A 19,587-nucleotide genomic window follows, 5' to 3' on the forward strand; every position below is an offset into this window, starting at 1 on the left:
AGACCGGCCGCGGACGAGTCATGCCCGGGAGAACCTGCCCCGGTGCTCCGCGCAACGAGACTTGAGGAGTCCGAATGTCGATCAGCCCCCAGCGCAAGCAGCAGCTCGTCGCCGAGTACGCGACCCACGAGGGCGACACGGGCTCACCCGAGGTCCAGGTCGCCATCCTGACCGAGCGCATCTCCAACCTGACCGAGCACTTCAAGGGCCATATCCACGACCACCACTCGCGCCGGGGGCTCTACCTGCTCATCGGTAAGCGTCGCCGCCTCCTGGACTACCTCATGAGGGAGGACATCGAGCGCTATCGCTCCCTGATCGCCCGCCTCGGTATCCGCCGGTAGGGCGGGCGGTGGACACAGGCTCGTCCCGGGGCTGCGCCTGTCTTCACAGCAGCGAGGTGTACAGGGTGTGAATGTCCTCGCGGGTGGCGGGGCGTGGGTTACCCGGAGTGCACACGTCGGCGAAGGCGTCGTCGGCCAGGGCATCGATCCCAGAGGCGTCCACGCCGATCTGCGAGATCCTGGTCGGGTTGCCCAGCTCCTTTGCCAGGGTGGCGACGGCGTCGACGGCGGCGGCGCGCGCCTGGTCCAGTGGCATGGTCCGGGAGTCGGCCACGTCGAAGGCTTGGGCTATGTCTCGGTACTTCTCCCCGGTGTGCTCGGCGTTGAAGGCCATGACCGGGGCCAGCAGGATGCCGTTGGCTACGCCGTGAGGGGCGCCGTAGCGCCCGCCCAGCGGGTGGGCCATGCCGTGGACGAGCCCTAGGCCCACGTTGGAGTAGGCCATGCCGTTGATGTAAGCCGCCAGGCCCATCTGCTCTACCGCCTCCGGGTCCCCGTCGGCGGCGGCGCGCAGGCTGGCGGCGATCATCTGGATCGAGCGCAGGCACAGAGCGTCGCTCAGCTCCCAGGCGCCCGGGGTGACGTATCCCTCGATGGCGTGGGTCAGCGCATCCAGGCCAGTGGCCACCTTGAGGGAGCGGGGCATGCCGTCCATGAGGTCGGGGTCGACGACAGCCACAACTGGGATGTCGTGCGGGTCCACGCACACGAACTTGCGCTGCGCGGAGGTGTCGGTGATGACGTAGTTGATCGTGGTCTCGCTGGCGGTTCCTGCGGTGGTGGGAACCCCGATGATCGGCACGCCCGGGTTCCTGGTCGGGGACTGCCCCTCCAGGCTCACGACGTCCTCGAACTCCGGGTTGGTGGCGATGACGGAGATCGCCTTGCAGGTGTCCTGGGGCGAGCCCCCTCCCAGGCCGATGAGGACATCGGCCCCTGACGCCCGGAAGGCGGCCAGGCCTGCCTGGACCTTCTCCACCGGCGGGTTGGGCACGACGTCGGAGAAGATGTCCCAGGGCACGCGGGCCTCGTCCAGCAGGTCGGTGACCCGTCTTACGGTACCGTTGCCCACTAGGGCCGGGTCGGTGACGATGAAGGCCCTGGTCAGGTTCCGGCGGATGATCTCGGGGGCAATGGAACTGATCGAGCCACGACCGAAGTAGCCGGTCTGGTTGAGGATCATGCGGTGGGTCATGGCGGTCTGTCCTCTCTGGGGGCTGACGGTGCCCTCTGGCTTTGTCGGGTGCTGGTTCCTGGTGGTCTTGCTGGCACGATGGCACTCTGGGCTGCGCGGCACCAGAGCCCCAAGGTCCCGGGTTGGTGGCGAGACGACGCTGGGCCGGGGCGAGGGAGGCGTACCTACGCGGCCGATCTCACGTGACCCGCTGGTCACCTTGGCGCCACAGGCTGTGTTCGCACGGTATTATCCACTGCGGCTGCTCTCAAGGCGCCTGCCAGCGCCCCGATCTGAGCGGCCTCGCGCGCGGGGCAGACAGGTCTCCGCGCCGCGGATGTCGGCCGCCGTCGGTTTTCGGTGGTGGCCCCCGGAATCGGGACCTCTTGCCAGGCACGTTGTGGCTCTCAGGGTATGCTCCTTGGGTCACGCAGCGGGTTGGGCGGGGTGGTACCTGCTTGCGTGGGCCTCGATCGAAGGCCACGGCCTGGCCCAGATCACGAGAAAGAGACGCATCGCAGATGTTCATTGATGATCCCGAGGTCACTGCCGCGGAGGCAGTGATTGACAACGGCCCCTTGGCAAGCGTGTGGTTCGCTTCGAGACGGGTCGTCTGGCCAAGCAGGCTGCTGGAAGCGCCATGGCCTACCTCGACGGTGAGACCGCCGTCCTGTCCGCCACGACCGTCGGCAGGCAGCCCAAGGACCAGTTTGACTTCTTCCCGCTCACCGTCGACGTGGAGGAGCGTCAGTACGCGGCAGGCAAGATCCCCGGATCCTTCTTCCGGCGCGAGGGCAGGGCCGGCACCTCGGCCATCCTCGCCTGCCGTCTCATCGACCGTCCGCTGCGCCCCTCCTTCGTCAAGGGGCTGCGCAACGAGGTCCAGGTCGTTGAGACGGTGCTGGCGATCCACCCTGATGACGACTACGACGTCCTGGCTATCAACGCCGCGTCCATGTCCACCCAGATCGCCGGCCTTCCCTTCTCCGGGCCGGTGGCAGGCACCCGTATCGCGCTGGTCAACGGCAGCTGGGTCGCCTTCCCCCGCTACTCCGAGCAGCAGCAGGCCACGTTCCAGATGGTGGTGGCCGGCCGGGTCCTGGACTCCGGTGACGTGGCTATCATGATGGTGGAGGCCGGTGCCACCGAGAACGCCTGGGACCTGATCAGGGCCGGGTCCGTCGCCCCCACCGAGGAGGTCGTTGCCGAGGGCCTGGAGGCGGCCAAGCCGCACATCAAGGCGCTGTGCGAGGCCCAGGGCGAGGTAGCCGCCCACGCCTCCAAGCCCACGGCGGAGTTTCCCCTCTACCTGGACTACACTGACGAGCAGTACGACGCTGTGGAGAAGGCGGCGCAGGCCCGTGGTCTTGCCGCAGCCCTGGCCACCGAGGGCAAGCAGGCTCGTGACGAGGCCGTGGACACGGTTAGGGAGCAGGTGCTCGCCGAGGTCGGTGAGTCCTTCCCCGCCGAGGAGGACCTCAAGGCCCTCAAGGCCGCCTTCCGCTCCGTGACCAAGAAGATCGTGCGCCACCGCACCCTGACCGAGGGTGTGCGCATGGACGGCCGCGGCCTCAAGGACATCCGGACCCTGGCCGCGGAGGTGGAGGTCCTGCCCCGCGTCCACGGGTCGGCTGTCTTCGAGCGGGGGAGACCCAGATCCTGGGGTGACCACGCTCAACATGCTGCGCATGGAGCAGCAGGTGGACGACCTCTCGCCCGTGACCCACAAGCGCTACATGCACAACTACAACTTTCCCCCTTCTCCACCGGTGAGACCGGGCGTGTGGGTGCTCCCAAGCGTCGAGAGATCGGGCACGGCAACCTGGCTGAGCGTGCGCTAGTGCCGGTGCTGCCCAGCCGGGAGGACTTCCCCTACGCCATCCGCCAGGTCTCGGAGGCCCTAGGCTCCAACGGGTCCACCTCCATGGGCTCGGTGTGCGCCTCCACGCTGTCCCTGCTCAATGCGGGCGTGCCGTTGCGCGCGCCTGTGGCCGGTATCGCCATGGGGCTCATGCACGAGGTGATCGACGGCGAGACCCGGTGGGCCACGCTCACCGACATCCTGGGCAGTGAGGACGCCTTCGGCGACATGGACTTCAAGGTTGCCGGTACCCGCGACTTCATCACTGCCCTGCAGCTGGACACCAAGCTGGACGGCCTGCCCTCCGAGGTCCTGGCCGGGGCGCTGGGGCAGGCGCGCGACGCGCGCCTCTTCATCCTGGACGTGCTGGCGCAGGCTATTGACGCCCCTGACGAGATGGCCCCCACCGCTCCGCGGGTGCTGACCGTGCAGATCCCTGTGGACAAGATCGGCGAGGTGATTGGCCCCAAGGGCAAGATGATCAACCAGATTCAGGAGGATACCGGCGCTGACCTCACGGTCGAGGACGACGGCACCGTCTACATCGGTGCTGCGGACGGCCCCTCGGCGGAGGCTGCCCGTGAGGCCGTCAACGCCATCGCCAACCCGCAGATGCCGGAGATAGGCGAGCGCTTCGTGGGGACCGTGGTCAAGACCACGACCTTCGGTGCCTTCGTGTCCCTGACACCGGGGAAGGACGGGTTGCTCCACGTCTCCCAGATCCGTCGGCTGGTGGGCGGCAAGCGTGTTGAGAACGTTGAGGACGTCCTCAACGTGGGTGACAAGGTCCAGGTCGAGCTCGCGGAGATCGACCAGCGCGGCAAGCTCTCCCTCAACGCGGTCCTCACTGACGAGCAGCTGGCTGCCGAGGCAGAGAACGAGGCCGCTCGCAAGGCGGTGAGCCACTCCGAGCACTGGGGCCGCCGGGACCACGATGGTGACGGCCAGCGGCGCGAGCGCCGTCCGCGTCGGCGACGTACGCGTGCGGTGGACTACTCCGAGGACGAGTAGAAGTCCGCTGCGACCAGGGCGTCCTCGGCAGCTGCTGCTGGCACTGCTAGTCGTTGTTGGTCGTTACTGGTCACTACTGCGGTGGGGCCGGGCCGGAAGGCTCGGCCCCACCGTGCGTGCTCGGTCTGTTCCCCTAGTGGGTCCGTGATCCTTCTGTCTGGTAATTCGCAACAGGAGGGTGATGAATAGGGGAGGTGTCGGCCTTGTCGTGACACGGTCGACGCTGGTGAGCGCTGTCGTTGGTGCGGGTCTTCTGGCGATATTCTCCCGATTGACGCTCCTCTCGGTGGTTGTGGCCGCAACCGGCTGGTGATCTGAGGCTCTTCGTGCTTCTATTGTGCTTACCGTCGACGAGGAGGTAATATTTTGGAAAATCCAATTAAACCGAGTGGCGACTCTGGCTCCACAATGGCCAACGGCGCCCCGGCCACGAGCGAGCGTCACAGCATCACCCTAGGACCGGATGGGCCGCTGCTGCTCCACGACCACCACCTGGTCAGTTCCCTGGCTCATTTCAACCGCGAGAACATTCCTGACCGCAAGCCCCACGCCAAGGGCTCGGGAGCCTTCGGTGAGCTGGTCATCACCCACGACATCAGCCGCTACACCAAGGCTGCCGCTCTGCAGCCGGGTGCGCGCACGCGCGCACTACTGCGGTTCTCCACCGTCGCAGGGGAGGCCGGGTCGCCTGACACCTGGCGCGACGTGCGCGGTTTCGCCCTCAAGTTCTATACCAGCGAGGGTAACTGGGACCTGGTGGGCAACAACACCCCGGTCTTCTTCCTGCGGGACCCCATGAAGTTCCCCCACTTCATCCGCAGCCAGAAGCGCCTGGGGGACAAGGGCCTGCGTGACCAGACCATGCAGTGGGACTTCTGGACTCTGTCCCCAGAGAGCGCCCACCAGGTCGCTTACCTCATGGGGGACCGGGGCCTGCCGCGCACCTGGCGGCACATGAACGGCTACGGGTCCCATACCTACATGCTCATCAACGAGGCGGGTGAGCGGTTCTGGACCAAGTTCCACTTCCACACCAACCAGGGTGTGGAGAACTGGGGCGGCCAGGACGCCGAGGAGCTGGCCGGGGTGGACGCTGACTTCCACCGCCGCGACCTGTTCGAAGCCATCGAGCGGGGCGACTACCCGAGCTGGACGCTGTCCATCCAGGTCATGCCCTACGAGGAGGCCAAGACCTATCGGATCAACCCCTTCGACCTGACCAAGACCTGGCCCCACGCGGACTACCCGCTCATCACCGTGGGGACGCTGACGCTCAACGAGAACCCGGAGAACTTCTTCGCCCAGATCGACCAGGCGGCCTTCGCCCCCTCCAATATCGTCCCGGGCATCGGGTTCTCCCCAGACCGTATGCTGCTGGCCCGTGTCTTCGCCTATGCCGATGCCCACCGGGCCAGGCTCGGCGTCAACCACGACCAGTTGCCGGTCAACCAGCCCTTGCCGGAGGTGCGTGAGCACGCCAACACCTACACCTTCGACGGGCCGATGCGCTACTTCCACTCTGGCGGCCAGCCGACCTACGCCGCCAACTCTGGTGGACGCCCCTATGCTGACGAGCAGGGTCGCCTGGAGGACGGGTGGGAGGCTGACGGCGAGATGGTGGTCGCCGCCCAGACTCTCCGGGAGGACGACGACGACTTCAGCCAGGCTGGCATCCTGGTACGTGACGTCTTTACCGAGGCCCAGCGCCGACGGCTGGTGGAGACGGTCTCGACCAGCCTGGTCCAGGTCGAGCGGGCCGAGGTGCTGGAGCGTGCCCTGTGGTACTGGGACAGTATTGACGCGGCTGTCGGCCAGCGCATCAGGGACGCCGTCGCCCGGCTCTCCTCCCAGACAGGGACCGTCTCGGTGGAGCGAACGCCGCTGCGGGAGGGAGACTCAGAGGAGGAGTGACTTACGAGGGGGCTCGGCCTGGGTGCAGCCCCCAGGGCGGATCGCCTGACCTGACAGGTGGGCGCAGCGTCCCGCGAGGAGGCCAGACCTTGTGCTTGATATCACATTCTCTGGGTGGGGCGGGATAGTCCCTGTGAACACTTCCATCTCAGTGGGATCCGTGCCAGCCCACCTGGCACGGATCCCACCCGGGTGGAGAGTGTCAGCAAGGACTGGCTGCGTGCCAGGTGGGTTGACACCTGGGGCCGGCCTGCTGGAGCCCTCGCTGTTCGGTAGGCTCAGCCGGTGATGACCAGTGCAGCAGGTAGTGCGGCACGCAGCGTGACAGCTCGTGCCGCTGACGGTAGGGCAGGTAGTACGGCAGGTGGTGGCGCAGAGCCAGCGTCCGGCTCCTCCCCGGGGGCCGGGGCGGTGACACCTGTCGGCGGTGTGGAGCTCTCTGAGGGATACACCGAGGCCGAGCTGGTGCGCGGCGAGCCCGGACAGGCAGGCACTGAGTTCTCGCTGGAGGATGACGGCGCGTTGACGCGCCGCAGCGTGCTTCCCGGTGGCGTGCGTGTCATTACTGAGTCGGTGCCAGGCCTGCGCTCCACGGCGATCGGTCTGTGGCTGGGGGTGGGCTCTCGTGACGAGGCCAGCGGGCAGGAGGGCTCGACCCACTTCCTGGAGCACCTGCTGTTCAAGGGCACCGCGACTCGCAGTGCCAGCGAGATAGCCGAGGCCTTCGACATGATCGGCGGTGAGGCCAACGCCGCCACCTCCAAGGAGCACACCTCCTACTACGCCCGGGTCCTGGCCCCTGACGCCATGGGGGCTGTGGACGTCGTGACGGACATGGTCACCTCCTCCCTCCTAGACCCCGATGAGGTGGAGACCGAGCGCGGCGTCATCGTCTCCGAGCTGGCTGAGGCCGCCGACGACCCTGCCGAGGTCGCTCAGGAGGCCTTCGCCCGGGCCGCCTTCGGGGAGGGGAGCCCGCTGGGTCGGCCGATCGGCGGGTCCTACGAGACCGTCTCCGAGGTGTCGCGCGACGCCGTGTGGGACCACTACCGGCGCACCTACGCCTCCGACGCCCTGGTCGTGGCTGCTGCCGGAGCGGTGGACCATGACGAGCTGTGCGAGCGGGTCAGCCAGGACCTGGCTCGCGCGGGGTGGGACTCCTCCCCGGTGGCACCCAGGCCGCGTCGTTTCGAGGCCGAGCCCGTCACGCCCCTGGAGGTTCACGACGTGAGGGTGGAGCGTGACACGGAGCAGGCACATATCTACCTGGCCTGCCAGGGCATCCCGGTGCGTGACGAGCGTCGCTGGGCCATGAGCGTGCTGACCACCGTGCTAGGCGGGGGTATGTCCTCGCGCCTGTTCCAGGAGGTCCGGGAGAGGCGCGGGCTGGCCTACACCACCTACGCCTTTGATATCTCCTACGCCGGGGCGGGGGCCTTCGGCCTGTACGCGGGCTGCGCGCCGCGCAACGTGGAGGAGGTGGGGGCAGTCATGCTCGGCGAGTTTGAGAAGCTGGCCGCCCACGGGCCTACGCAGCAGGAGATGGCTCGCGCTCGCGGCCAGCTGCGTGGCGCCATGGTGCTGGGAGGCGAGGACTCCCTGGCCAGGATGAGTCGGCTGGGCCGCAGCGAGGTGGTGACCGGGCGCCTGCGCTCCATGGACCATAGCCTGCACCTCCTGGACCAGGTCACCGCCCAGGAGGTGCGTGACCTGGCGGCGTGGCTGGTCAGCCAGGAGCGCTGCCAGGTACTGGTGGGACCGGGGGACTGACGCGCTCCCCAGGTCCTCCTCCTGAGAGCGTGGTCGCCACGCCTCCCCGGGACCGCGCCCCTGGACGGCACGTCTCGGGTCCTCTCCGCAGGCCCCGGCCTCGCACTGCCTGCTCCGGGCCGCACTCCACGACGATCCGCCTGATGGGGCGCGGAGCCTCTCTCACGGGCATACCGGGTGAGTCTCGCCGGGGGCTTGTCTGTGGCGGTGGTGCCGCGTAGTCTAGGGCATGGTCGTCGGGCCTGTTACTCCGTCGAGGCAAGAACCCGAGGTCGGTAGCGGTACCCAGTATCCTGCGTTCCTGGACGCGGGGTCGTGTGGTGCCACGCCTGAGGCGGCACGCCTCGCGCTGTAGCGTAGGCGCTATAGTGCGTGGTCTTCCTTGGCCGTCACAGGGTTCGACTGTCCCGTTCCGTAAAGGAGAGACCCTCAATGGCTGAGAAGGTCCGCGACTACCCCAGACTTGCCCACGACATCATTGAGGTCGTCGGTGGTGGAGACAACATCCGGCAGGCCTCGCGCTGTGCCACCCGGCTGCGGCTGGTGCTGGGCACCACACCGGAGGGCGCCAAGGACACGATCTCCCAGATGCCCGGTGTCATCACCGTCGTCGAGTCGGGAGGCCAGTTCCAGGTTGTCATCGGCAACCACGTGACCGAGGTCTACGACGCTGTTGCTAAGGAGCTTGACCTGGCCAACCGCACAGGCTCGGAGGCCGAGGTCCCCAAGCAGTCGGTCCTCAACCGTGTCATTGCCACGATGTCGGGCGTCTTCGCTCCCTTCATCTACGTGCTGGCTGCGGCTGGCATCCTCCAGGGGGCGCTGATCATCACCCGTATGCTCTACCCGGACTTCACCGACACCGGGACGGACCAGGTGCTGTCCTTCATGTCCTGGACGCCCTTCACGTTCCTGCCCGTCCTCATCGCGATCACCGCCTCCCGCCACTTCCAGACCAATACCTACGTCGCGGTCCTGTGCTGCGCGGCCATCATGAACCCGGACTGGACCACCATGGCGGAGTCCATCTCGCAGGGGGAGACCATCAGCTTCCTCACTATCCCCATGTCGCCCACCGTCTACACCTCCTCGGTGCTGCCTCCCCTCATCCTGGTGTGGCTGCTGTCCTACCTGGAACGCTTCCTCAACAACCACCTCCCGGCAGCGGCCAAGCAGCTGTTCACCCCTTTCTTCTGCCTTGTCATCATGGTGCCCCTGACCTTCCTGGTCATCGGTCCGCTGTCCAGCTCGACGGCCACGGGTATCGCCAACGGCTACAACTGGCTCGTCGAGGTCGCTCCGGTGATCGCTGGTGCCGTCATCGGAGGTGTGTGGCAGGTCGCTGTCATCTTCGGGGTCCACTGGGGGGTTACGCCCATGGTCCTGGCCAACTTTGACAACTACGGCCAGGACACCTTCCAGGCCTTCCAGACCGCGGCGGTCATCGGCCAGGTCGGGGCGGCCGTGGGCGTGCTCATCCGCACCCGCTCCCGCCAGATGCGCGGGGTAGCCGGATCCGCCGCCGTCACCGGTATCTTCGGCATCACCGAGCCCACCATCTACGGTGTCACCCTGCGGCTCAAGCGTCCCTTCGTCATGGGCTGCCTCGCCGGGGCGGCCGGCGCGGTCGTGGTCGCCCTGTTCGGCTCCCACTACTACGCCTACGCAGGTCTGCCCGGCCCGCTGACCATCCTCAACAGCTACTCCGAGACGGCTTCAGGCTCCCTGGTCGGCGAGGCCATCGGCTGCCTGGTGGCCTTCCTGGGTGCGATCGCCCTGGTGTGGGTCACCGGTTTTGAGGACCCCAAGGACCCTGAGGACCCTGCCGAGGCTGGTGGGGCCGCCGGTGCAGACGGGGCCGAGGCCTCTGCGGCGCCTGGTGCGATGGTCTCCCAGCTGGGGGAGGAGAACTATGACGCCGAGCTGGCAGCGGCCTCCCAGCGCTATGCGGTGGCCAGCCCGGTCTCCGGCGAGCTCGTGCCCCTGCGTGACGTCCCTGACGCCGTCTTCGCCTCGGGTGCCATGGGCAAGGGTGTGGGCGTGGAGCCCAGCGAGGACAGCATCTACGCGCCCTTTGACGGCAAGGTGGTCATGGTGCCGGCTACCAGGCACGCGCTGGGGCTGATCTCCTCCGACGGGGTCGAGCTCCTCATCCACATCGGTATCGACACTGTCGAGCTCGACGGCAAGCACTTCACCAGCCACGTCGAGGCAGGCCAGGAGGTGAGGGCTGGCGACCTGCTGATGGAGTGTGACCGCGAGGCTATCACCGAGGCCGGCTACAAGACCGTCACCCCGGTCATCGTCACCAACGCTGACGCCTATGACAAGGTGCTGCTCTACCCCCAGTCCAGCGTCAGGCACGGTGAGGAGCTGGCTACGGCCCTCCTGACCGGCTCTGAGGGCGTTGAGGACGAGGCTGAGGACGAGGCGCAGGTCTCCGGGGCGGCCGTCTCCCAGGCACAGGCCGGGGACGAGTCCTGACGGGCGGGAGGAGCACAGCCATGACAGCCCAGTCGTCCCAGTCCTCTCGCCCCAGTCCGTCCTCTCCGGGCGCGCAGCCCTTCCGCCAGGACGTGGCTGGCGACCCGTGGGGCCTGCCGCCTGATGTGGCCGACACCAGGCCCCTGCCCGCGGACTTCCTGTGGGGAGGTGCCGTGGCTGCCCACCAGCTGGAGGGCGGGTGGGACGTCGGCGGCAAGGGGCCCTCGGTCGTGGACGTTCTCACCGCGGGCGCCCATGGCGTGCCACGGCGCATCACCGAGCGCGTCGAGCCCGGGGAGTACTACCCCAACCATGAGGCGATCGACTTCTACCACCGCTACCGGGAGGACATCGCGCTCATGGCCCAGATGGGCCTGAGGTGCCTGCGCACCTCCATCGCCTGGTCCCGGATCTTTCCGAGGGCGAGGAGGCCGAGCCCAACGAGGAGGGCTGGCCTTCTACGACGCCCTCATCGACGAGCTCCTGGCCCACGGCATCCAGCCGGTGCTGACCTTGTCCCACTTTGAGATGCCCTTGCACCTGGCTCGCAGCCTCGGCGGCTTCCGCAACCGGGAGGTGGCTGACCACTTCGTGCGCTTCGCCCGGGTGTGCTTCGAGCGCTACGGGGACAGGGTCACCTACTGGATGACCTTCAACGAGATCAACAACCAGATGAACGTGGACAACCCCCTGTTCCTGTGGACGAACTCGGGGGTGACCCTCCAGGCGGGCGACGACCCTGTGGAGGTCATGCTGCGCACCGGACACAACGAGCTGGTGGCCTCCGCACGGGCGGTCGTGGTCGGCCATGGGCTTAACCCTGCCTTACGCATCGGCTGCATGATCTCTTCCCCGACCATCTACCCTGGTCCTGCGACCCGCAGGACATGATGGCCTTTGCCGTCGCCAACCGCGACCGCTTCCTCTTCCCCGACGTCCACGTGCGCGGCCACTACCCGGCCGCCTGGCAGCGGCGCGTGGAGCGGGAAGGGTGGGATCTGGGCGTCCAGCCCGGGGACGCTGAGATCCTGGCAGCCGGGACGGTGGACTACATCGGGTTCTCCTACTACATGTCCCAGGTGGTGCGGGCCGGGGCCCGGGCCGACACCTCCACCAGCCTCAACGGAGGCATGCCCAACTCGGTGGACAACCCTCACCTGGCCTCCACCGACTGGGGCTGGCCGGTGGACCCGGTGGGCCTGCGCTACACGCTCAACATGCTCTACGAGCGCTACGAGCTGCCACTGTTCGTGGTGGAGAACGGCTTCGGGGCTGTGGACCAGGTTGAGCCGGACGGCTCCGTGCACGACCCCCAGCGTATCGACTACCTGCGCTCCCACATCGACCAGCTCAAGCGGGCCGTGCTCGACGACGGAGTGGACCTCATCGGCTACACCCCCTGGGGGATCATCGACCTGGTGTCCTTTACCACCGGTGAGATGCGCAAGCGCTACGGCATGATCCACGTCGACCGCGACGACGCGGGCCAGGGCAGCCTGGAGCGGCGGCCCAAGGACTCCTTCGAGTGGTACCGCAGGGTCATCGCCTCTAACGGCGCGCAGCTCTGGTAGGAGTACGGACCCTCTGGTAGGAGTACGGACCGGGGAACACACGGTCTGCGGAGCGGGATCTGTGGAGCAAGGTCCACGGGACAAGAAGGACACGAGGATGTCGGATAGCGCCGGGGCCAGGGCCTGGCAGATCGTCAGGGTGCTGAACAACAACGCCGTGCTGGCCCGGGACCGTGACGCGGGCCAGGCGGTGCTCCTGGGGCGGGGGATCGGCTACGGCAGGCACCTGGGCGACCCGGTTGACGCCGGGTCCGTCTCAGAGATCTTCGTCCCTGACGCCGAGCACTCGGTGCCCGGGCTGGTGTCCTTCCTGTCTGAGACCCCGCTGGAGACCGTCCGGCTCGCCTCGGAGGCACTGGAGCCAGTGCGCGCCCAGGGGAGGGTCGCGGTCAGCCAGTCGCTGCTGCTGGCCGTGGCCGATCACCTGCGCTTCGCGGTGGAGCGCAGTCGCCGCGGTATCGCCGTGGACCACCCGCTGCGCTGGGAGGTCCAGCAGCTCTACCCGGAGGAGACCCGCTGGGGAAGGCAGGCGGTGCGCCTGGTGGAGGACTGTCTGGGCGTGCGGCTGGACGACGGAGAGGCCACTACCCTGGCCCTGCACCTGGTCAACGCCCAGTTCGCGGGCTCCGACCTGGCTCCCACGGTGCGGATGACCAGGACCATCACCCAGATCCTGGGCGTGGTCTCCGCCGTGCTGGGCATCCAGGTGGATGAGCAGGCTATGAGCGCGGCGCGCTTCGCAACTCACCTGCGCTACCTGTTCGTCCGGCTGGAGGACGGCCGCCAGATATCGGATTCTTTGGAGGACCTGGTCACGCCGATCCGCCAGGCGCAGCCCCTGGCCTTCCGCGCCGCCTCTCGCGTGCGCGCGCTGCTTGAGGTCAACGGGCCGTGCCTGACCGACGCCGAGCTGGCCTACCTGACCCTCCATATCGCCCGCCTGGCCAGCGAGTGCCAGTCCCGATAGAGGTCCCCTGCGCGCTCGCCCTCGCTCTCGTGCTCGGTGCGTGGTCCCGGTGGCGCCCGGTAGGTGCCCAGGCTAAATCAACGGGGATCGGTGTGGGGACGCGGCGGGTCGGCGGAGCAGAGTGTTCTGCGCGCAGCTGGTCAGTGCCACGGCGGGTGTGGCTGTCCCGTGCTGGTGCTGGTCCTGTGACGCCCAGCGTGGTGCTGGACAGGCTGCTAGGCGTGGGTGGTGCCGTGAGTCGGCTGCGGCTACAGCTGCTAGGGTCGGGCCATGAGCATCACTGTTGCTGTCATCGGCGCCGCCGGGCGCATGGGCTCTACCGTCTGCCAGGCGGTGGAGCAGGCCGAGGGGCTAGAGCTTGTGGCCCGCCTGGACGTGGGGGACACCATCGACGTCGAGCACCTGGGCGGCGCCCAGGTCGCTGTGGACTTTACTGTTCCTGGGGTGACTGAGGCCAATGTCCACGCCCTCGTTGACGCAGGGTGTGACGTCGTCGTGGGCACCACCGGGTGGACCGAGGCAGCCTACGAGCGTGTGCGCGAGCACCTGGCCCGCCCTGAGGCGGCGGGGCGCAGCGTGCTCATCGCCCCCAACTTCGCGCTGTCTGCGGTGCTGGCCATGAGCCTGGCTGCCAGGGCCGCGCGCTTCTTTGAGTCCGCCGAGGTCATTGAGCTCCACCACCCGGACAAGGTGGACGCCCCCTCGGGGACAGCGGTGGCTACCGCACGGGGGATCGCCGCCGCCCGGGCGCAGGCAGGTCTGGCACCGGTTCCTGACGCCACCCAGACGGACCTGCACGGCGCGCGGGGCGCGGTCATCGACGGTATCCACGTCCACGCCGTGCGCCTGCGCGGGCTGACGGCGCACGAGGAGGTGGTCCTGGGCAACCCGGGGGAGCAGCTGACCATCCGTACCGACTCCTTCGACCGCTCCTCCTTTATGCCTGGCGTCATCCTGGCGGTGCGCCAGGTGGGCTGGCTGGAGGGCCTGACAGTGGGGCTGGACGCAGTGATGGAGATGTAACGAAGCATAAATGTATGTGATGCATCTCATTGAGAGTAAAGAAAATCGGCAGTATTGTGAACTGCGACACATCCGCGTCTGCTAAACTACTTACATAAGGACCCGCCAACAACGTAGCCCGCAATCGAAACCAACCGCCCAGAGGAAGAGTGGTAACGCATGGTGTCCGAGCGGACAATGCAAGCAGCGCCGCGAGGAACCGCACATGTTTCTCCTAGACTTACAACGGCCCGTCTTCTGTTTCTTGCTGGAGCAGCGTTGTGTTGCGCGTTCCTGGTTGATGCGTGCCTCTCGTCGCAACCGCTTGCTTTTGAGCCTACAAGCGTCAGGGCCACCATTGTAGTCTACTGCGTTCTCATTGTGGAGCAGCTGGTCTGGGTGCGCCTCCTCGCTAGTGCGACTCCTGTCCGAGTCAGGTGGGCAGGGTGGACAGCTTGGGTACATATGGTGTTTTTGTCTCCAATAGTTTACACCAGCAAGGCGATGCGACCATCACAGCGCTGCTGTGCGTATATGCCATGTTCGTAATCAGTACGATAAATGCCATATGTCTTCGAGAAAAGATGATCCTCAATCAGAATCCAATGCTCTAGATGAGCTAAGTCGACAAAAGCGGCATGATGTTACTGACTGATAGGTTGAGGGGAATGGGGGTCGCTGTTATCTGTGCAACTCATAGGAAATCTACGTTGAAATATGCGGACGCTGTTTATGAGATTTCTGGTGGAACTGTTGTAAAAGTTCGCTCCAATAGTTGGACGAGCAGCGTGTAGGCCGTATTTGTTTACGTAGTTTGTTGGGGGTGTAGATGTCGTTAGTTGTCACGTTGATGGATAAAGTCTATGACCACGTCCAGGTGCTTCGGGGCGCTTCCTTTGAGGTTCCCGACGGCGCTGTCACCTGCCTGGTGGGGCCTAACGGCGCCGGGAAGACCACCGCGCTCAAGGCGCTGGGTGGACTGGTAAGGCCTGACGGGGGAGAGGTCCAAGTGGACGGTGCCGCACCGGGGACCTCCTCCTTCCCCCTGGGGCACCTGGGGCTCGTGCTCGGACCGGACCACTGGGTGGAGTCCCGCACCGGCTTCCACAGCCTCAAGGGTCTGGCCATGACCTCCGGGGTCCCGGAGAGCCGGGTCAGGCAGTGCCTGGAAGAGGCCGGTATCGCGGCGGTGAGGGACCGCAAGGTGAGGACCTACTCTCTGGGAATGCGCCAGCGTCTCTCGCTGGCGGCTGCCATGCTGGGCCAGGCCCGCAACCTTGTCCTGGACGAGCCCTTCAACGGCCTCGACCCCGAGGGGGTCCGGTGGCTGCGCGCCCTCCTGCGCAGCCAGGCCGAGGAGGGCAGAGCCGTCCTGGTCTCCTCCCACCTGCTCGCCGAGGTCGAGGACATAGCCGACCGCGTCGTCGTCCTCACGGAGGGGCGGGTCCTGGCCCAGGCCTGGACCGATGACGTGCGACGCTCGAGTGGGGTCCTGGTCCGCTCGGGTGAGCGTGCCCGGGTCCTCGTGCTGGCACGGGCCAGACAGTGGCAGGTGGAGGAGCACGAGGACCAGGACACGGTGCTCATAGACGCGGAGATTGAGGAGGTCCAGAAGGCCTTCTCCCAGGAGGGGCTCTCCTTCACCGAGATGCGCCAGGCCAGCCGCACGCTGGAGGACTGGTTCTTCCACGTGCTGGAAGAAGGAGGCCAGGAGTCATGACTGGTGACCGTGCCGCCCCGTCGACGGTGACCTGGCGCCGGGTGCTGGCTGGCGAGCTCGACAAGGCGGTGAGGACACGCTCGGTCCAGGTCCTGGTTGTCCTCGAGCTGTGCGTCGTAGGCTTCTTCTCCTCCTACGTCGGAGTGCCCGGGGTCCAGGCGGCCTGCGTCCCGGCAGGCCTTGCAGGCATCGTCATCGGCGGGGCGGAGTACGCCTCCGGCGCCATCATGCCCACGGTAGTCGCGGTCGGCAGCCGCTCCAGGCTGTTCTGGGCACAACTGGTCTGCGCCGCAGCGGTCCCGGCCCTGCCCGCGCTGATGCTCATGCTGGGGCTCGCCCTGACCACCAGGCCCTACATGGACTACCAGTCCGTCCCCTTCGACCTGGCCACCTCCCTGGAGGCCGTGGTCCGGGCGGGACTGGTACTGGCCCTAGCCAGCGCGGCTGGCGCCCTGCTGTCCATGGGAACACGCCTGGTCGCGACCGCCTCCATCATCTTCGCCCTGGCGATCGGGGGCGCCCAGGTCATGAGCGCGGTGGCTGTCTCGCTGCTGATGCCCGGGCGGGGAGCGGCGCTGTTGTACCCGGTGTACGCGGTGACGCCCAACGCGGTCCTGGCCAGGCTGCAGGGCGTGGCCAACACCCCCTCCATCTGGCTGGAGGAGCCAGCGGTAACGGTGCTGCTGGCCGTGGCCTGGTGCCTGCCCCTGTTCCTGTGGGGCTACCGCAGCCTCACCAGGAAGGACTTCTAGGAGCTGGCCTGGGGTCTGTGAGGCGCCCGCAGGGTCCCGGCTGGTGCACGCGCGGTGGGTGCCCACAGTCCTGGCACGCTACAGCTGCGCCACCCAGCAGTCCTCGGTGACCCCCTGGCCCACGGGAAGCCCACGGTGCGCCCCGGTGGGGGCCAGGCCGACCGAGCGCAGGAACCGGGCCAACGAGTCGTCACCGCGCACCGCCCAGACCACCAGCGCCCTGGCTCCTCGGTCTCGCGCCGTGTCAGCAGCAGCAGCCAGCAGGCGGGAGCCGTGACCACGACGCTGGTAGGCCGGGTCCACGCCCAGGGCCGTGACCTCGGCTGCGGGCAGGGACGCCCGGTTCTCGGTCGGCCGTGAGTCCCGAGGGACCGGGAGGCTCGGGGGGACCTGCGACCTGTTCGCATCGGTAAGTGCAGGGGGCTTGGTCCCGGCAGCGGCGGGCACGACGGACTCAGAACCGGTGCGCCCTGTAGCGACACTCCCGGTGCCGTCAGCCCCGGTGCTGTCAGTTCCACCAGGCTCGGAGCTGTCAGCCCTGCCAGGCTCGGAGCTGTCGGGGGCAAGGGGCTGGGTACCCACTGACCGGGTCGGGGCCAGCCCCAGCAGGCCGACGACCGTCCCCTCCTGGGTGGCTACGAGCACGTGGTGGTCCGGGGACGGGGGAGAGGTGACAGCCTCCTGCCAGCCGGTGGCCACAACCGGGGGCGCGACCATGGCGCGCACACCTTCGGGCAGGTCCGTGCCGTGGGCGCTGCGGTGGCCTGCCTCCAGGGATGCCAGCATGGACGCGGCGTGGACGGTGCCGATCGCGGGGAGGTCGTTGGGGCGGGCCTCCCGCACAAAGCCGGTGACGCCCGCCGGGCCCGTGCCGTCGGTACCAGCGCCCTGGGAAAGGCCACGACCGGGGCTGTGCTTCGCGGGGGTGGCGTGACCGCTGAGATAGTCGAGGCGGCTGGTGCGGGCGTCCAGGTCCGCGATCGCGCTTCCCGCCATGTCCGGTGCGGGGCTGTCTGGCTGCTGTGGGAGCTGCGTCGGCTCTGGCGCGGCGTCGTCGTGGCCGGTGGGCTCTGGCACCTTGGGCGTGTGGGGGGCGGTCATGCCCCCAGCCTATCCGTCTGCACATCTTCAGAAGGCTGTTGCGCAGTGTAACAAGCTCTGGCGGTAACCGACCGGCGATATTCTGCGGAGAGGCAGTAGCCAGGAAGTGCTGCTGTCCCACTGAAGCCCCAGGCCCGGGCCGGGGACGTGCAGGACTCCTGGAGAGGTCGGGGTAGGTGGCCGTGCGCGATCATGGTCCCAGGAACCACGGAACAGGCGCTGCGGCACCGGTAGGCTTGTTCCATGAGCACCGCTGCCTCCCGCACCTTCGGCTCCGTCGGCGTCGCTATGGTCACGCCCTTCACCCCTGACGGCGAGGTGGACGTGGACGCCGCCTGTGCCCTGGCGGTCAGCCTTGTGGACGACGGCGTGGACACGGTCCTGCTGTCGGGCACCACCGGGGAGGCCCCCACTACCCACCTGCCGGAGAAGCAGCTGCTCATCAGGGAGGTCCGGGCGGCACTGGGGGAGCGGGCTATGGTCATCGCCGGGGCAGGCTCCAACGATACCGCCCACGCGGTACGCATTGGCGTGGGCTCCCAGGAGGCGGGGGCGCAGGGGCTCCTGGTCAACGCCCCCTACTACAACCGCCCCAGCCAGGAGGGTGTCTACCGCCACATCATGGCTGTGGTGGAGGCCACCGACCTGCCGATCATGATCTATGACATCCCCGGACGCACCGGAGTGCGGATCAGTGACCAGACCTTGGCCCGCCTGGCCGAGCACCCCCGCGTCAAGGCGGTCAAGGATGCCACCGGTGACGTCGAGCAAGGCTTTGAGCGCATGGAGTCCACAGGACTGGAGTACTACTCCGGCGACGACGGCCTCAACTTTGCGTGGCTGACCCACGGTGCCTCCGGCGTCGTCTCCGTAGTGGCTCACGCTGATGCGCACTCCTGGCGGGAGATGATCGCTGAGGTCGACTCTGGGGACCTAGCAGGTGCCCGGGCCGTCGCCCAGCGCATGAGGCCCCTGGTACGGGCCATGATGGGGGGTGGCCAGGGGGCGGTCATGGCCAAGGAGGCCCTGGTGCTCCAGGGGCGCCTGCCCTACGCGGGCCTGCGCCTGCCCCTGGTACGCGCGCAGGCGGCGGAGGTCGAGGCGCTGCGCACCACCCTGGAGGCCTGTGGGCTGCTGGCGCAGGGAGCCTGACTGCTGCGTGCCCTAGGTCTGCTGGCCCTGATGGCAGCAGACCGCTGGCACGCGGCTCAAGGGCAGTCCGAAAGGGCGCGGCACGACGGGCTCTGCGGTCGGCCTGGGCGGCCTTCGTCCCCTGCCGACAGTGCTGTGAGGGTGGTCTCCTCCTTCTGGGGAGGCCTGGTTCGGTTTTTCCTTCCCGGGGGTGATTCGCGGTCGGTGCGTCTCTTGTGGAATAGGACGTGTCAGGTCGGCAGCCCGCTGGCCGTCTGCGCCCCCTCCGCAGTCTCCTGGGAGCCCCCGGCTCCTAGGTGCTCGGCCGGGGCTCGACCAGGAAAGGACCGTACAAAGATGCTTCTGTCTCTCAGCCGCCTCGCCGGATGGGTCCTTATGGCCCTGGGGTCCATGATGGTCCCCCTGGCCGCCGCGCTCAACCAGCCGGGGCTGCAGGCCCTGGCCATCATCGTCCTGCTCGCTGCCACGGCCGCCTTAAGCGCCTCGCTCAAGGAGGACAGCACCGGCAGGTGGTGGACAGACGGGCGGGACGCGTCCAGGCCCTGACCAGCACGGGCGGCCGTACGCGAGCCGCCCGCCTGGCACCTACGCCTGGGGACAGAGCGCACACAGAACGCACAGAGAGCTGAGCCGGGTGCCTGTCGTGCCAGTGCCTTGCGGCCCCCACCGGTCAGGAGCCGCTCTCCAGCAGCCTGCGCCTGGCCTCCCGGCGCAGCATGTCGCCGGTGAGCAGCCAGCCGTCCCCTAGCACAGCAGCCGTAGTCGTC

13 protein-coding genes and 1 pseudogene are annotated in these 19,587 nt (G+C 67.7%); 12 read left to right on the forward strand and 2 right to left on the reverse strand.

The window, feature by feature from the left end; all coding sequences use genetic code 11:
* Positions 1-74 precede the first annotated feature (74 nt).
* Positions 75-344 (forward strand): 30S ribosomal protein S15, encoded by a 270-nt coding sequence (gene rpsO, locus D5R93_RS04965; RefSeq protein ID WP_119835686.1) that lies wholly within the window; start codon positions 75-77, stop codon positions 342-344.
* 43 nt (positions 345-387) lie between these two features.
* On the opposite strand, the gene fucO is transcribed toward rpsO, so the two are convergent.
* On the reverse strand, positions 388-1,539 hold the full coding sequence (gene fucO / locus D5R93_RS04970) for a lactaldehyde reductase (protein ID WP_119835685.1): 1,152 nt from the start codon (positions 1,537-1,539) through the stop codon (positions 388-390).
* A 568-nt stretch (positions 1,540-2,107) separates the two neighbouring features.
* Here fucO and D5R93_RS04975 point away from each other — a divergent pair.
* The 9 genes and pseudogenes from D5R93_RS04975 (at position 2,108) to D5R93_RS05015 (ending at position 16,567) form a co-directional block, all read left to right on the forward strand.
* Positions 2,108-4,390, forward strand: coding sequence for a polyribonucleotide nucleotidyltransferase (locus D5R93_RS04975; RefSeq protein ID WP_243106957.1), 2,283 nt, complete (start codon positions 2,108-2,110; stop codon positions 4,388-4,390).
* A gap of 408 nt (positions 4,391-4,798) precedes the next feature.
* Positions 4,799-6,301 (forward strand): catalase, encoded by a 1,503-nt coding sequence (locus D5R93_RS04980; protein WP_120204157.1) that lies wholly within the window; start codon positions 4,799-4,801, stop codon positions 6,299-6,301.
* 288 nt (positions 6,302-6,589) lie between these two features.
* On the forward strand, positions 6,590-8,071 hold the full coding sequence (locus D5R93_RS04985) for a M16 family metallopeptidase (RefSeq protein WP_120204158.1): 1,482 nt from the start codon (positions 6,590-6,592) through the stop codon (positions 8,069-8,071).
* A 432-nt stretch (positions 8,072-8,503) separates the two neighbouring features.
* Positions 8,504-10,555, forward strand: a complete 2,052-nt coding sequence (locus tag D5R93_RS04990; RefSeq protein ID WP_120204159.1) for a beta-glucoside-specific PTS transporter subunit IIABC — start codon at positions 8,504-8,506, stop codon at positions 10,553-10,555.
* A 20-nt stretch (positions 10,556-10,575) separates the two neighbouring features.
* Positions 10,576-12,126 (forward strand): annotated as a pseudogene (locus D5R93_RS04995) (6-phospho-beta-glucosidase).
* 97 nt (positions 12,127-12,223) lie between these two features.
* Entirely contained in the window at positions 12,224-13,093 is an 870-nt protein-coding gene (locus tag D5R93_RS05000) for a PRD domain-containing protein (RefSeq protein ID WP_120204160.1), read from the forward strand.
* A 270-nt stretch (positions 13,094-13,363) separates the two neighbouring features.
* Positions 13,364-14,116 (forward strand): 4-hydroxy-tetrahydrodipicolinate reductase, encoded by a 753-nt coding sequence (dapB, locus tag D5R93_RS05005; protein ID WP_119835678.1) that lies wholly within the window; start codon positions 13,364-13,366, stop codon positions 14,114-14,116.
* An 829-nt stretch (positions 14,117-14,945) separates the two neighbouring features.
* Positions 14,946-15,815, forward strand: coding sequence for an ATP-binding cassette domain-containing protein (locus D5R93_RS05010; protein WP_120204163.1), 870 nt, complete (start codon positions 14,946-14,948; stop codon positions 15,813-15,815).
* Positions 15,812-16,567 carry a hypothetical protein gene (locus D5R93_RS05015; protein WP_119835676.1) on the forward strand — a complete coding sequence of 252 codons (756 nt, stop codon included), beginning with the start codon at positions 15,812-15,814 and terminating at the stop codon, positions 16,565-16,567. The genes D5R93_RS05010 and D5R93_RS05015 overlap by 4 nt, the downstream gene beginning before the upstream one ends.
* Before the next feature lie 78 nt (positions 16,568-16,645).
* Here D5R93_RS05015 and D5R93_RS05020 read toward each other — a convergent pair whose 3' ends face one another.
* Positions 16,646-17,668 (reverse strand): GNAT family N-acetyltransferase, encoded by a 1,023-nt coding sequence (locus tag D5R93_RS05020; RefSeq protein WP_243106959.1) that lies wholly within the window; start codon positions 17,666-17,668, stop codon positions 16,646-16,648.
* A gap of 243 nt (positions 17,669-17,911) precedes the next feature.
* Here D5R93_RS05020 and dapA point away from each other — a divergent pair, with 243 nt between their 5' ends.
* Complete coding sequence (gene dapA, locus D5R93_RS05025) at positions 17,912-18,820, forward strand: 4-hydroxy-tetrahydrodipicolinate synthase (protein WP_120204165.1); 909 nt, start codon at positions 17,912-17,914, stop codon at positions 18,818-18,820.
* Positions 18,821-19,156: 336 nt separating this feature from the next.
* Entirely contained in the window at positions 19,157-19,366 is a 210-nt protein-coding gene (locus tag D5R93_RS05030) for a hypothetical protein (RefSeq protein ID WP_119835674.1), read from the forward strand.
* Positions 19,367-19,587 lie beyond the last annotated feature (221 nt).

Source organism: Actinomyces lilanjuaniae, assembly GCF_003606385.1.
In the GTDB taxonomy this organism is placed as follows: Bacteria; Actinomycetota; Actinomycetes; order Actinomycetales; family Actinomycetaceae; genus Actinomyces; species Actinomyces lilanjuaniae.

What these genes read in the sequence shown, in the direction of transcription:
- D5R93_RS04980 (WP_120204157.1), top strand. Translation starts at nt 4,799, where the DNA reads ATGGCCAACGGCGCCCCGGCCACGAGCGAGCGTCACAGCATCACCCTA.
- D5R93_RS05030 (WP_119835674.1), top strand. Translation starts at nt 19,157, where the DNA reads ATGCTTCTGTCTCTCAGCCGCCTCGCCGGATGGGTCCTTATGGCCCTG.
- D5R93_RS04985 (WP_120204158.1), top strand. Translation starts at nt 6,590, where the DNA reads ATGACCAGTGCAGCAGGTAGTGCGGCACGCAGCGTGACAGCTCGTGCC.
- D5R93_RS05000 (WP_120204160.1), top strand. Translation starts at nt 12,224, where the DNA reads ATGTCGGATAGCGCCGGGGCCAGGGCCTGGCAGATCGTCAGGGTGCTG.
- D5R93_RS05020 (WP_243106959.1), bottom strand. Translation starts at nt 17,668, where the DNA reads ATGACCGCCCCCCACACGCCCAAGGTGCCAGAGCCCACCGGCCACGAC.
- D5R93_RS05015 (WP_119835676.1), top strand. Translation starts at nt 15,812, where the DNA reads ATGACTGGTGACCGTGCCGCCCCGTCGACGGTGACCTGGCGCCGGGTG.
- D5R93_RS05010 (WP_120204163.1), top strand. Translation starts at nt 14,946, where the DNA reads ATGGATAAAGTCTATGACCACGTCCAGGTGCTTCGGGGCGCTTCCTTT.
- rpsO (WP_119835686.1), top strand. Translation starts at nt 75, where the DNA reads ATGTCGATCAGCCCCCAGCGCAAGCAGCAGCTCGTCGCCGAGTACGCG.
- dapB (WP_119835678.1), top strand. Translation starts at nt 13,364, where the DNA reads ATGAGCATCACTGTTGCTGTCATCGGCGCCGCCGGGCGCATGGGCTCT.
- D5R93_RS04990 (WP_120204159.1), top strand. Translation starts at nt 8,504, where the DNA reads ATGGCTGAGAAGGTCCGCGACTACCCCAGACTTGCCCACGACATCATT.
- dapA (WP_120204165.1), top strand. Translation starts at nt 17,912, where the DNA reads ATGAGCACCGCTGCCTCCCGCACCTTCGGCTCCGTCGGCGTCGCTATG.
- fucO (WP_119835685.1), bottom strand. Translation starts at nt 1,539, where the DNA reads ATGACCCACCGCATGATCCTCAACCAGACCGGCTACTTCGGTCGTGGC.